Source organism: Actinomadura sp. NPDC048021, from assembly GCF_040653135.1.
GTDB lineage: Bacteria > Actinomycetota > Actinomycetes > Streptosporangiales > Streptosporangiaceae > Spirillospora > Spirillospora verrucosospora.
This window is the reverse complement of record NZ_JBEZJQ010000001.1, coordinates 78,646-91,543: the sequence shown is the minus strand read 5'-3', so window position 1 is coordinate 91,543 and position 12,898 is coordinate 78,646. Positions and strand designations below refer to the sequence as shown.

At 75.0% G+C, this 12,898-nt stretch carries 13 protein-coding genes; 4 read left to right on the top strand and 9 right to left on the bottom strand.

The features are described 5' to 3' along the window. Positions 1–40 precede the first annotated feature (40 nt). Complete coding sequence (locus tag AB0C87_RS00425; RefSeq protein ID WP_345186329.1) at positions 41–526, top strand: MarR family transcriptional regulator; 486 nt, start codon at positions 41–43, stop codon at positions 524–526. 12 nt (positions 527–538) lie between these two features. Here the strand turns inward: AB0C87_RS00425 and AB0C87_RS00420 are convergent, their stop codons facing one another. From AB0C87_RS00420 to AB0C87_RS00410, 3 genes are read right to left on the bottom strand one after another with little or no spacing between them, the layout of a single operon-like run. Continuing rightward, positions 539–1,234, bottom strand: coding sequence for a cupin domain-containing protein (locus tag AB0C87_RS00420; RefSeq protein WP_345186332.1), 696 nt, complete (start codon positions 1,232–1,234; stop codon positions 539–541). Between the two features lie 9 nt (positions 1,235–1,243). Continuing rightward, positions 1,244–2,161, bottom strand: a complete 918-nt coding sequence (locus AB0C87_RS00415; RefSeq protein ID WP_345186396.1) for an NADP-dependent oxidoreductase — start codon at positions 2,159–2,161, stop codon at positions 1,244–1,246. A gap of 35 nt (positions 2,162–2,196) precedes the next feature. Then, positions 2,197–2,781, bottom strand: coding sequence for a Uma2 family endonuclease (locus tag AB0C87_RS00410; protein ID WP_345186335.1), 585 nt, complete (start codon positions 2,779–2,781; stop codon positions 2,197–2,199). Between the two features lie 205 nt (positions 2,782–2,986). On the opposite strand from AB0C87_RS00410, the gene AB0C87_RS00405 reads away from it, so the two are divergent. Together AB0C87_RS00405 and AB0C87_RS00400 are read left to right on the top strand one after the other, a co-directional pair. Then, complete coding sequence (locus AB0C87_RS00405) at positions 2,987–3,550, top strand: DUF1707 domain-containing protein (protein WP_345186338.1); 564 nt, start codon at positions 2,987–2,989, stop codon at positions 3,548–3,550. A 112-nt stretch (positions 3,551–3,662) separates the two neighbouring features. Next, a complete protein-coding gene (locus AB0C87_RS00400) occupies positions 3,663–6,158 on the top strand; it encodes a sialidase family protein (RefSeq protein WP_360575829.1) in 2,496 nt (831 codons plus the stop codon). A gap of 231 nt (positions 6,159–6,389) precedes the next feature. On the opposite strand, the gene AB0C87_RS00395 is transcribed toward AB0C87_RS00400, so the two are convergent. From AB0C87_RS00395 to AB0C87_RS00380, 4 genes are all read right to left on the bottom strand, one after another. Next, on the bottom strand, positions 6,390–6,575 hold the full coding sequence (locus AB0C87_RS00395) for a hypothetical protein (protein WP_345186343.1): 186 nt from the start codon (positions 6,573–6,575) through the stop codon (positions 6,390–6,392). A 153-nt stretch (positions 6,576–6,728) separates the two neighbouring features. Continuing rightward, on the bottom strand, positions 6,729–8,597 hold the full coding sequence (locus tag AB0C87_RS00390) for an endonuclease/exonuclease/phosphatase (RefSeq protein ID WP_360575827.1): 1,869 nt from the start codon (positions 8,595–8,597) through the stop codon (positions 6,729–6,731). 126 nt (positions 8,598–8,723) lie between these two features. Further along, positions 8,724–9,812 carry a Zn-dependent alcohol dehydrogenase gene (locus AB0C87_RS00385; RefSeq protein WP_360575825.1) on the bottom strand — a complete coding sequence of 363 codons (1,089 nt, stop codon included), beginning with the start codon at positions 9,810–9,812 and terminating at the stop codon, positions 8,724–8,726. Between the two features lie 69 nt (positions 9,813–9,881). After that, the gene (locus tag AB0C87_RS00380) at positions 9,882–10,073 is read right to left on the bottom strand and encodes a ferredoxin (RefSeq protein ID WP_345186353.1); all 192 of its coding nucleotides are present in this window, start codon (positions 10,071–10,073) and stop codon (positions 9,882–9,884) included. A gap of 237 nt (positions 10,074–10,310) precedes the next feature. Between AB0C87_RS00380 and AB0C87_RS00375 the strand changes: the two genes are divergently transcribed. Next, positions 10,311–10,967 carry a class I SAM-dependent methyltransferase gene (locus tag AB0C87_RS00375; protein ID WP_345186399.1) on the top strand — a complete coding sequence of 219 codons (657 nt, stop codon included), beginning with the start codon at positions 10,311–10,313 and terminating at the stop codon, positions 10,965–10,967. Positions 10,968–11,015: 48 nt separating this feature from the next. Here the strand turns inward: AB0C87_RS00375 and AB0C87_RS00370 are convergent, their stop codons facing one another. Next, the gene (locus AB0C87_RS00370) at positions 11,016–12,131 is read right to left on the bottom strand and encodes a prenyltransferase (protein WP_345186356.1); all 1,116 of its coding nucleotides are present in this window, start codon (positions 12,129–12,131) and stop codon (positions 11,016–11,018) included. Then, complete coding sequence (locus AB0C87_RS00365; RefSeq protein ID WP_345186402.1) at positions 12,121–12,882, bottom strand: methyltransferase domain-containing protein; 762 nt, start codon at positions 12,880–12,882, stop codon at positions 12,121–12,123. Before AB0C87_RS00365 ends, AB0C87_RS00370 begins: the two co-directional genes overlap by 11 nt. Positions 12,883–12,898 lie beyond the last annotated feature (16 nt).

The following is a 12,898-nucleotide window of genomic DNA, read 5'->3' as shown; positions in this document are numbered from 1 at the left end:
ATCGAGTCAACTGATGATCGAACGGATATATCCTGCTGCCATGGCGGAGGGTGCGATGCGCGACGGGCTGCCGGAGGGGCTCGCGTCCCTGGCGGGCTTCCAGCTGTCCAAGTGCGGGTGGTGGCTGGAGCAGCGGCTGGAGGAGGAACTGGAACCGCTCGGCATCCGTGTGCGGCACTTTCTCGTGCTGGCGATGCTCAGCACGTCCGAGACGCTGTCGCAGCAGGAGATGGCCGACTACCTGCTGCTCGACCCCACGCTGATGGTCGGGCTCGTGGACGACCTGGAGGCGCGCGGCCTCTGCGAGCGTGCCCGCGACCCGCACGACCGGCGGCGGTACCGCGTCCGCGTCACCGAGGACGGCCGGGCTCTGCACCGCCGGGCGCGCGCCCTGGCCGACGCGGTCGGCGAGGACGTCTTCGGGCCGCTGTCGGACGGCGAGTTGAGCACCGTGGTCCGGGCGATCGGCCGGGTCATGGAGCCGTTCTGGGCGGAGCAGGCGGTGCGCCCGCGCCGCAAGCGGTGAGGGGCCCGGCGGTCAGAGGGCGCGGAAGTCGGCGAAGTCGAAGCCGGGGGAGACGACGCAGCTGACCAGGACCTCCTCGCCCCCGGCCGGGCGGGCGGCCTGCCAGGCGCCGGGCGGGACGAGGGCCTGCGGCACCTGACCGCCCGCGACGTCCGCGCCCAGCGTGACCTGCTCGGGCGCCGGGGACGGACGGTCGCCGTCCCCGCCGAGCAGCAGGGTCAGCGGGCCGCCGGAGTGCCACAGCCACAGCTCCGCCGACCGGACGGCGTGCCAGATCGACTCCTCGCCGGGCGGCAGCAGGAAGTAGATGGCGGTGGCGGCGGCCCGCTCGCCCGGGTAGCCGTCCGGCGTGAACGCCGCGTCCGACCGCCACGTCTCGCGGTACCAGCCGCCCTCGGGGTGGGGCAGCAGGTCCAGCGCCTCGGCGGTCGCCGGACGGTCCAGGGCCGCGACGTGCCGGCCGTCGGGGCCGCGCCGCAGGTGGCGGACGCGGGACGCGGTCGTGCGGTCGACGACGCCGCGCGCCGGGACGACGCCGGGAGCGGGGTCGAGGGTGACGGCGACGAGCGGGCCGCCGGTGAACTCCCGGTCGGCTACGGCCAGCAGGCCGGGCTCGTCGTCGGGCGCCCACACGGCCTCCGCCTCTCCGAGGACGAAACGGGGACCGGGCTGGGCCCGCCAGGCGTCGAGCGTCGTCAGCAGCAGCACGCTCCGAGCCTAGACCGTCAGCACGATCTTTCCGGTGACCCGGCCGGTCTCGCCGCGCTCGTGGGCCTTCGCCGCCTCCTCCAGCGGGAACACCGAGTCGATCTCGGCGCGGAGTTCCCCGGCCCCGGCGAGCGCGGCGATCCGCTCCAGCGCGTGGTGGTCGGGCTCGACGAGCAGGCTCTCCGCGCGGACGCCGGTGGCGTCCATGGCGTCGAGCCTGCTGAGCACGAGCGACACCAGCGTCCCGCCCGGCCGGAGCACCCGCAGCGAGCGCGGCCCGTAGTCGCCGCCGATGGTGTCGAGGACGACGTCCACGTCCTCGACGACGTCCGCGAAGTCGACGCCGCGGTAGTCGATCGGCTCGTCCACGCCGATCCCGCGCAGGAAGGCGTGCTTGCCCTCGCTCGCCGTCCCGATCACGTGGGCGCCGCGCGCCTTGGCGATCTGCACGGCCAGATGCCCGACCCCGCCCGCCGCCGCATGGATCAGCACCCGCCGGCCCTCCCGCACGTCGGCGGTGTCGACCAGCGCCTGCCACGCCGTCAGCGCGGCCAGCGGCAGGGCCCCGGCCTGAACGTGGTCGATGGCGGACGGCTTGGCGACGAACGTCCGGGACGGCGCCGCGACGTACTCGGCGTGGGAGCCGGCCCCGAACGGGTAGCGGAGCATCCCGAAGACCTCGTCGCCCGGCTTGTGCAGCGTCACGCCCACGCCGACCTTCTCCACCACGCCGGAGACGTCCCAGCCGAGGGTGAACGGGGGCCTGCCGAGGAAGCCGCCGTGGGCCCGGTGCTTCCAGTCGGTCGGGTTCACCCCGGCCGCCCGCACCCGGACGAGCACCTCCGTGGGCCCCGGCTCCGGCCGCTCGACCTCGACCACCCTGAGCACCTCGGGCCCGCCGAGGACGTCCTGCCGGATCGCGCGCATCTTCTCAGTCATGGGACGTAGAACCGCGCCGCCCGCTAGTCCATTTCGGAGAGGCGGGCCGGGTCGAAGGTGATCGGGTAGGGGCGGTCCAGGGCGAGGGTCTCGCCGGAGCGCGCCTTGCCGGCCAGTTCGTAGCGGCCGTCGCGGAGTTCCAGCAGGGTGAGGGCGGGACGCGGCTCCAGGTCGACGAGCCAGTAGTGCGGGATGCCGGTCGCGGCGTACTCGTCCACCTTGCGGACGCGGTCGATCTGCTCGTTGACCGTGCGCGGCGTGACGACCTCGGCGACCAGGAGGAGGTCGGGGCCGTAGTAGGTGCGGGTCTGGCGTTCGAGCGCCGCGCGGGCCACGTCGCGGGCGACGACGAAGACGTCCGGCTTGCGGACGCCCGCCGGGGTCGTGACGTCCTGCGGCGCTCCGGCGACGTGCACGTCGGCGTCCGCCTGCCGGGCCGCCTCCTTCAGGACGGTCTTGAGCTGCTCGGCCGCGTGGTCGTGCCACAGGTCGCCGGGCAGTTCGTTGAGCCAGCCGTCGGCGAGCTCGTAGCGGCGGCCCTCCTCGGGGAGCGCGTCCAGGTCGTACAGCGTGTACGGACCGTGCGCACGGCCGACCGTGCCGCCCATGGACCGACCCCCTGACCTCGATGAACGGGCTGATCCGAATCTAGTGGACGGCCGTCCGGAAAGAGCGCAGCCATGATCGCGCGTCGGGATGCGGACGAATGTCTCGATAGCCGAGCGACGGCGAGTTAAGATACATCGCGTCTTGACCCTCCAGTCGCTGGAGGAGCCAGGCTGTCGAGGCGGAAACGCCCGAAGGAGAGATGCGATGAGCGTCGAGCAAGACCGCGCCGTGCCCGCCGTGCGCGCCTCGGACCGCGACCGCGACGAGATGCTCGTCCGGCTCCACACCGCCTTCGCCGAGGGGCGGCTGAGCGAAGCCGAGCTGGACGAGCGCATCGACCTGGCCCTGGCCGCGCGCACCTACGACGACCTGGGCGCGCTGGTCGCCGACCTGCCGTCCGGGCGGGCCGCCCGGGAGGAGACCGGGAGGGCGCCCGCCGGACGGTTCCAGGTCGCCTACAAGGGGTCGGTGGCGAAGGCCGGGCGCTGGCGCCTGCCCGAACGGTTCACGACCGTCGTCTACAAGGGGACGGGCCTGCTCGACCTCCGCGAGGCCGACCTGGACGGGGAGGTCACGACGCTGTGGGTGCTCGCCTACAAGTCCACGGTGCAGATCGTCGCTCCGCCTGGGGTCCGCGTGGAGGCGGACGGCGTGGGCGTGTCCGCCGAGGTCCGCGGCGCCCCTCCGTCCGGGGCTCCGGTCCTGCGCGTCAAGGGCTACGCCTACAAGGGAGCGATCGACGTGAAAGATCGGATATCTCGGGCGTGAGGTGATAGAACGCTCCCGCGGCCCCATCGGCCGCCGTTCACGTGGATGTCAGTACAAGGCCGCCCGTGGCGCGATGTGATGGTGACTCGACAGGGACCGTGAAGGAGCGCGTGTGACGGCGAGGACCCCGGAGCAGCACGAGGCCCGGCGGACGGCCGAGGAGGGCCCGGCGGACTCCCGCCACGTGCGCCGGCGCCTCACCTTCGGCGTCGCGGGCGATCTCGCCGACATGCCGGCCGCGCGGTCGCCCTGGCAGCGCGCCTACGAGGCGTGGCGGTCCGCCGGGCTGGACTGGGGCCACGGCGCTCCGGCCCCGGAGGCCGCGCCGAGGCCCGCGGGCCGCGACGCCGCCCGCGCGAAGTCCCCGGCGAAGTCCCCGGCGAAGTCCCCCGCACAGCGCGGGCCGGCGCGGCCGCGCCCGGTGAGCCCCGACCCGCACGACGTCCGGGTCGCCGGTCCGCCCCGGCCCCGGCCCCGGCCGGAGCCCGGGCCGGCGATGCGGTCCGGACCCACGCGGCGGCTGCGCGCGCGTGCCGCGGTCGCGGCCGGGCTCGCCGTGGTCGCCGGCGGCGCGGTCTACGCGGTGTCCCGGGGCGACGACGGGCCTGCGGAGCAGGGCGTCCCCGGGCCCGTCGCGGCGGACCGGCTGTTCGCCCCCGACCCCGCCGCCACGAGCGACGGCCTCGTCCAGGACCTCACGACCATCGCCTCCGCGGGCGGCACCGTCGTCGCGGCGGGCACCGAGGGCGACGGCGTCCCCGGCCGGGAGCGGGCCCGCTTCCTCGTCTCCGCCGACGCGGGGCACGCCTGGTCGCTCGCGGCGCTGCGCACGGCGGACGGCTCGGCCGTGCCCGCCGGCGACACCCCGCGCCTGATCGACGGCGGCGCGGGACGCTGGGCGGCGCTCGGCCGCACCTCCGCCGGAAGCGTGACGGCGTGGACGAGCGAGGACGCCGCGACCTGGACGCGCCGCCCGCCCGCCGCGGGCTTCACACCGTCCGACCAGGTGAACGACCTGGCCCGCACCGGCCAGGGCTTCGTCGCCGTGGGCGCGTCCGGAGGCCGCGCGGTGGCCTGGAGTTCGGCGGACGGCCGCGCGTGGCAGCGCGTCGACGGCCTCCCGGGGATCATCGCCCTCGACCGCGTCGCGGCCTCCGGCAACGTGATCGTGGTCCACGGGACCTACGGCAGGAAGGTCACCGAGAAGCGGGGCAGGAAGAAGGTCACCCGGACCGTGCGGACCGACGGCCTCTGGCGGTCCACCGACGGCGGCCGGACGTGGACGTCCGCCGGGGTCCCGCAGGCGCAGGGCTCGTTCGGGCCCATGAAGGGCCTGGCGGTCGGCCCCGGCGGGTTCGCGACCGTCCGCGAGGGCCGGCGGACGACCGGCCGCGGGAAGCACCGCAGGACGGCGCGCTTCGGCGTCCTGTTCACCTCGGCGGACGGCACCGGCTGGCGGGCCGCGGGCCGGTTCGGCGGGGGAGGCGTCGAGCGCTTCGACGGCACCCCCTCGGGGCTCGCCGTCATCGTCCGGGGCGCAGCGGCCGGCCAGCGGGGCGCGCGCACCGTCCTGCGCAGCGCTGACGGCCGCACCTGGCAGCCGGGTGGCGCCGTCCCCGCGCCGGTGCGCGGCAGCGGACTGACGGTCGCCGACGGAAAGATCAACATCTCCGGGCGGCAGGGCGACGACGGCTACCTGTTCGGCGTGGACCTGCGCACCGTCCCGGGGGCCGTCCACCCCGAGCGCTCGGTCAGGTCGCTCGCCGCGGGGCCGGGGGTCTCCGTCGCGGTGGGCAGCACCAACGGCAACGCCGCGGTCTGGACGTCCCCCGACGGCCGCGCGTGGAGGCGCGCCGGGTTCCCCACCACGGCCGGCCTGCTGTCCGACGCCGTCCGCGGCGGGCGCGGCTGGCTGGCCGTCGGCCGCGCGTCGGGCACGTCCCCCGGCCCCCTCGCGCTGACGTCGCAGGACGGTCTCACCTGGCAGAAGCCCGTTCTCCCGGCGGGCCCGCCGCCCGTGGCAGCCGCCGCCGGGCCGGCCGGGTATGTCGCGGTGGGGACCGGGGTCGCCTGGCGCTCGGCCGACCTGCGCACCTGGAGCCGCGCGGGCCTCGACGGCGCACCGGCCGACGTGGCCGCGACGAGCAGGGCCTACGCGGCGGTCGGCGGACGCGGCAGGGTGCCCGCGGCCTGGACGTCCCCGGACGGCCTCACCTGGACCGCCGCCCGGCTTCCGGCCGGCCTCACCGCTCCGCTGACCCAGGTCGCGGCCCGGGGCGACACCCTCGTCGCGATCGCGGGCGACGCGGCCGCGCTGGTGTCCACCGACGCCGGGGCGAACTGGACGCGGCACGACCTCGGCCCCGGCCTGAGCGCCACCGCGCTCGCGGCGACGCCGCGCGGTTTCGTCGCGGCGGCCTCCGCGAAGGACGACGCGGCGGTTCTGACGTCACCCGACGGCGTGAGCTGGCGGCGGGTCGCCGTTCCCGGCCTCACCGGACCCGGCGACCAGCGCCTCACGGCCCTGTCCGCCGCGGGCTCCACCGTCATCGCGACCGGCGCCGACGCCGACGCCCTGATTCTCTGGCGCGCCCCCGCGCTCGGCTGAGCGCGGCGGCGCGGCGGTCAGCCGTTGCAGCCGCAGGAGCAGCCCTTCGCGCACGAGCATCCGCCGCCATGTCCGCAACTGCAGTCCTTTTTCGTCATGAGCGGAAAGTAACTTTTGCGGCACTTGTCGTCTATGGCCCGGGTGGGGACGTGCACCTGTCGGCAAGGACACGGGCCGTCCCTCCGCGGGGGAAGAGGGACGGCCCGTGCCCGGTTCGGGGGACGCGAGGGTTCAGAAGTTGATGTGGAAGTCCACGCCGAGCAGGACGAGGATCCAGAGGAAGACGGCCAGCAACGCGCTGACGATCTTCTCGACCAGGCCCTCGTCGATGTAGCCGCGGTCCCAGGCGATGAACACGCCGATGATCAGGTAGATGAGGCCGAGCAGGCTGATGTGCGGCCGATATCGGGTCGCCATGGAAGGCGTCTCCTCCCGGTGGGGGGTTGTGCCGATCGGACGCTGCCCCGCCGGTCAGGAGAAAAACCCCGGAGGTATTCCGGACCTAACCGTGACGCTACTTTCGGCATCTCCCAAATTCGGAGACCCTATCGGCCGCCCGCCCGGGGGCCTCTACCGGCCGGTCACCGCGATGCGGACGACCGTGGGATCGCGGTCGCCGGCGCGGTCGGCGAACTCCGCGCTGCGGTGCACCACGTCGAACTCGTGCCGGTTCGCGCGCAGCGACGGGCTCAGCAGGATGTGGTCGAGGTCCTCGGCGTTGCCGCCGGTCACCGCCGTGTAGCGGTCGCCCGCGGGCAGTTCGGCGGGCAGGTCGGCGAGTCCCGCGCCCTGGGCGAGGGTGCGGACCGGGGCGGAGGTCCCGCGGTCGCCGAGGTCGCCCGCCACGATCACGCGGGCCCGGGCGTCGGCCTTCCGGACGGAGTTCACGAAGCCCGCGACCACGCGGGCCTGCGCGTCCCGGCGCCACTGGGTGGGCTGGGAGGGCGGCTGGCGGCGCCCGAACAGCGGCTGGTCGTCGCCGGTGCGGGGGAACCACTGGTTCGCGACGACGATGATGCGGCGCCCCCGCCAGGTCACCTCCCCGGCGATCGGCTTGCGGGCGCCGGCCCACGCGGCGTCGCCCGGCGCGATCCGGCCGGGGCTCAGCGTGAGCCCCGCCGCGCCGCCGCGCGGGACGGCCCGGACCGGCGTGACGGCCGGGTCGGGCCGTGCGGGCGGGGCGTCGGGGACGGGGTCGGCCAGCGCCGGGCGGTCGACGAACGAGAGGCCGCGGTCGGTGCGGAACAGGAACCCCACCCGCTCGTTGGTCCCCTTGCGCCCGCCGTCGGCGTTGTCGCGCGGCTCGACCGAGCGCCAGTCGTAGGCGGGGCCGCCCGCCGCGCTGATCGCCGTGACCAGCTGCGCGACGCTCTGGTCGTCGGCGACGGTGCCGTCGTCGTCGGGGCCGCTGTTGTCGCCGAGGCCGCTCACCGCGACGAGGTCGGGGGAGCGCAGGCCGTCCACGATGTCGCGCGCGGCGGCCTCGAAGCGCGCGGCCGGGGCGTCGGGGTCGAGCCCGTCCAGCCCGGCGGTGGCGACGGCGAGCTCGCCGGGGCGCTGCGGCCGGGTCGCCTCGCGGGCGAGCCCGCCGGGGGCGCGCCTCGGCGTCGCGGTGAGCAGCAGCTTGTAGTCGGCGTAGGAGTAGTCGAGGACCCCGGTGTTCGCGCCGGGCAGCCGGTCGCCGACGTCCATGCCGGGCAGCGGGGCGAGCGCGTCGTCGAGGATGACGCGCTCGGGGTTGGCGTCGCCGTCGCGCAGCAGGACGCCGCCGCGCGCCGTCCGCGGCCCGGCGCCGGCGCCCCCGGAGGGCAGCACGGGCAGCTCGCCGAAGCGGGACGGACCGGCCGCGACGGCGTCGCGGAGCTCGATCCGCATGCCTTCGAGGGCCTCGTAGAAGTCCAGGGCGTCGCGGCGGGGGTCGAACGCGCCGCCGCGCTCCACGTTCCCCAGCCCGTGGTCGATCACGCCCGGCGGCCTGAGCCCGCCGGCGCCGAGCACGAGGGCGGGCGGCGGGGGCGTCCCGTGCGCGTCGACCGTGGTCGCGGTGGCGTCGATCTCCGTGCGGGTCAGCCCGCCGGACGCGCCCCCGTCCGGCCGGAACTCGCTGACCCGGCCGTCGACCCGGACCGCATCGCCGGCCGCCGCACGCGGCCGGTCCCGGGTGAAGACGAAGACGCCCTCGGACGTCGCGGCGCTCCTGTCGGGACGCGGGTCCTGCATCCAGAAGCCGTTGGAGGTCACCGCCGTCACGACCCCCGGGACCCGGGCGACCGCGGCCCCGTTCAGCGGCGATATGTGCGCCGCGCCCTGGATGTCGTGGATGCGGACGGCCCGCGGAGCGGCGTGCGCGGCGGAAGCCGGGAGGAGGGCGAGCGTGACGGAGCCCGTGAGCACCGCCGTGATCGCCGCCGTGGCCGGGAGCCTCCGCAGACCGTGCACCAACCGCGCTCCATGACGACTCGCCGCCCGACCCGAACAGACAAGGATGATACGCGTCCGGAACCCTGCGGCGTGCCGTCCCGGATGGGCGCGGTTGCGGGATGGCACGCCGCGGTCTTGGGGGGATCAGTCGAACAGGACTACCTGGCGGATGACTTCGCCGTTGGTGAGGGCGCGGACGGCGTCGTTCAGGTCCTCGAAGCCGATCCGGCGGGAGATGAGGCTGTCGATGTCGAGCTTCCCGGCGCGCCAGAGGTCGACGAACAGGGGGATGTCGCGCTTGAGGTCGCAGCCGCCGTAGAGGGACGGCTTCAGGCTCTTGCCGTCGAACAGCAGCGCGAACGCCGTCTGGCTCCACTCGTCGTCGGCGGCGCCCGCGCCCACCACGATGACGTCGCCGCCGCGCCGGGTCGTGTTCCACGCCGTGGTGATCGCCGCGGACTTCCCGACGACCTCGAAGGTGTAGTCGAAGCCCGCGCCGCCGGTGAGGAGCCCCTTGGTCTGCTCCAGGTCGTCCAGGGTGGCGGTGTGGGTCGCGCCGAACTGCTTGGCGATGGGGTGCTTGGCCTCGTTCGGGTCGATCGCCAGGATGGTCGACGCGCCCGCGATCTTGGCGCCCTGGATGACGGAGAGCCCCACGCCGCCCGCGCCGACCACCGCCACCGTGGAGCCCGGCGTGACCTTGGCCGTGTTGATGACGGCGCCGACGCCGGTGGGGATGCCGCAGCCGAGCAGGGCCGCGTACTCGAACGGGATGTCCTCCGCGATCTTGATCACCCCGCGCCGGGGGAGCACGATCTCCTCGGCCCAGGTGCCGGTGCCCGCCATGCCGAACGCGGGGCTGCCGTCGCCGAGCGTGAAACCGGGCTCGGAGAACGACTGCGCGAGGTAGGTCATGCACAGGTACGGCTCGCCGCGCAGGCACTCGGCGCACTCGCCGCAGTCGGGCGTCCAGTTGACGACGACGTGGTCGCCCGGCCGGACGCCGGTCACCCGGTCGCCGACCTCCGCCACGACGCCCGCGCCCTCGTGGCCGATGACCGTCGGCATCGCGGACGGCAGCACGCCGGTCATGGTGGACAGGTCCGAGTGGCAGACCCCGGTCGCCTTGATCTTGACCTTGACCTGGTCGGGACCCGGATCGATCGTCGAGACGTCGTCGCGCAGGTCGAGTTCCCTGTCGCCGACCGCATGCAGTACCGCGGCGCGTGCCATGGCTGCCTCCACTGTGCCTGAGCTGTTGCCGTCTGGGGTGGGTGAACGGGGACCGGGGGCAGCCGCCGGCTACTCCTCCAGCGCCAGGGCGGCCTTCGGGCACGACCGCACCGCGTGGCGGACGCGGTCCTGCTCCTCGGGCGGGACGTCCGGCCGCAGGATCCGCAGCTCGTCGTCGTCGTTGAGGTCGAAGACCTCGGGTGCGAGCCCGACGCACACGGCGTTCGCCTCGCACACCAGAGGGTCGACTCGTACTCTCATCGCTCTGCTCCGTTCGGGGGACTCACCCGTCAACCTACCGAATAACGTTCGGAAACGGGTGGCTCACCTCGAAAGTAGAACACGTTCCAGTCTGCTCCGGCAAGACTCCGCGTGAGACTCGCGTCTCATCCCGGCGATGTCGGATATGGTGCCCGGACGGAGGAGATCATGACCCACACCAAGGCGTCCACCGCACCGGGGACGACCAGCGAAGGCGCACCGCCCTCGGCGGCGCCGATGCCCGCCGAACTGCTGCGCGCCGCGCGCAGCGCCCGGGGCTTCATGCCGGACGGCGAGGGCCTCGCGCTGTACGAGACGGGGCTGGAGTACGGCGGCCGCCTGGCCGGGACCGGGCCCATGCTGGAGGTCGGCACCTACTGCGGCAAGTCCGCCGTGTACCTGGGGACCGCGGCCAGGGCGGCGGGAACCGTCCTGGTCACCGTCGACCACCACCACGGCTCGGAGGAGAACCAGGCGGGCTGGGAGCACCACGACCCGTCCCTGGTCGACCCGAGCACCGGCCGGATGGACACCCTGCCCAAGTTCCGCAAGACGATGGCCGCCGCCGGGCTGGAGGACGAGGTCGTCGCCATCGTCGGGCAGTCCCGCACCGTCTCGGCGTTCTGGCGGACGCCGCTGGCGCTGCTGTTCATCGACGGAGGCCACGCCGAGGAGCACGCGCAGGGCGACTACGAGGGCTGGACGCCGCACGTCGCCGTCGGCGGGGCCCTGGTGATCCACGACGTCTTCCCCGACCCCCGCGAAGGCGGACGGCCGCCCTACGAGCTCTACCTGCGGGCGCTGGCGAGCGGCGCCTTCGAGGAGCGCCGGGCGGAGGGCTCGCTGCGCGTCCTGGAGCGCGTCAGCGACGCCGACCCGCTCACGCCCGCCTGACCGGCGTTCCCGGCCGCCCGGCCCGGGCGGGCGGCCGGGGGAGCCCGGTCAGGCGCGGTGGGCGGCCGCGACGAGCGCGCAGCCGCACGCCAGGGGGTCGGACGCCTCGGACGGGCCGAGGGGCCGTCCCGCGATCTCCTTGAAGAGCCGGGAGCCGGGGGAGGCGTCCGCCAGCGCGTCCGCCGCCAGGATCACCGCCGCCGCCGTGTAGGTGGAACGGTCCCCCGGGAAGTGCCGCTCGTTCTCGAACTGCCAGCCCGTCCAGTACGAGCCGTCCTCGTGCCGGAGGTGCTGGACGGTGGTGAACAGCTCCAGCGCGCGGTCGCGGTCGCCCGAGGCGTCCAGCGCCAGCACCAGCTCGCAGCTCTCCGCCGCCGTCACCCACGGCTGGTCGGACACGCAGCGGCAGCCGAGGCCCGGCACCACGAAGGTGTCCCAGGCCTCGTCGAAGCGGCGCGCCGCGTCCGCGCCGCGCACGGGGCCGCCGAGCACCGGGTAGTACCAGTCCATCGACCAGCGGCTCTTGTCGGCGAACGCCTCCGGATGCGCGGCGACCACGTGCCCGAGCTGGTCGGCGGCGAGCTCCCAGTCCGGCTGGTGCTCGCCGAGCCGCTCGGCCAGCGCGACCGCGCAGCGCAGCGACTGGTAGATCGACGAGCAGCCGGTCAGCAGCGCGTGGTCGGACGGCTCGCCGCCCTCGTGCCGGATCCAGATGATCTCGCCGCGCCCGGTCTGCAGCCCGAGCGTGAAGTCGATCGCCCGCCGGACCGCCGGCCACATGCGCCGGGCGAAGTCCTCGTCCCCGGTGGTCAGCAGCTCGTGCCAGACGCCGACCGCGACGTAGGCGGCGTGGTTGGACTCCCCGCCCGGCTCGGTGACCTCGCCCAGCACCCATTTCGCGGGCCACGACCCGTCCGGGCGCTGGACGCCGCGCAGCCACTCGTAGGCCCGCCTGGCCTCGGCGCCGAGCCCGGCGGCCGACAGCGCCATCGCCGCCTCGACGTGGTTCCAGGCGTCCACGTGGCCGGGGACCCCGTGCGTCGGCGAGAACCACGGGATCGCGCCGGACGCCTCCTGCTGCGCCGCGATGCTCCGCGCCGTGGCGACGACGTCGTCCGCGGTCAGGACTCCGGGAACCGAGGGCGGGGCGGTCTCAGACCGCATCCGCCGTCTCCCGGGCCGGGGCCGCCGGCGCGTCCGGCGCGGCGGGCTTGGCGAAGTAGACGACGACGCTCTTGCCGATCAGCGGGTTCATGACGCGCTCGGCCAGCCGGGTGGCGAGCGGCCGCTTCATGATGTCCCAGACGAGGAGCTGGTGGTAGGCCTTGGCCAGCGGGTTGCCGTCGTTGTCCACCCCCACCGCGCACTTGATCCACCAGTAGGGGGCGTGCAGCCCGTGCGCGTGGTGGTGGCCGCCGACCCGGAAGCCGACCGACTTCAGCTTGGCCTCCAGCTCCGCGCGGGTGTAGATCCGCACGTGCCCGCCGGGGGCGGTGTGGTAGTCCTCCGACAGGGCCCAGCAGACCCGCTCGGGCAGCCAGCTCGGCACCGTCACGGCGAGCCTGCCGCCCGGCCTGAGGACGCGCAGCAGCTCGCGCATCGCCCGCATGTCGTCGGGGATGTGCTCCAGCACCTCCGACGCGACGATCGCGTCGAAGTGGTCGTCGGGGAACGGCAGGTCCAGCGCGTCGCCCTGCACGGTCTCGGCGGTCGCGTCCTCGGGCACCTGGCCTTCGAGGCGCATCGCCCCGAACATCTTGTCGACGCCGGACAGCTCGCCGGCGTCCTGGTCGAAGGCCACGACGTGCGCACCCCGTCGGTACAGCTCGAAGGCGTGCCGTCCGGCGCCGCATCCCATGTCGAGGACGCGGTCTCCAGGGGAGACGCGGAACCGCTGGAAATCCACGGTCAGCAGGGTCGTGCTCCTTCCG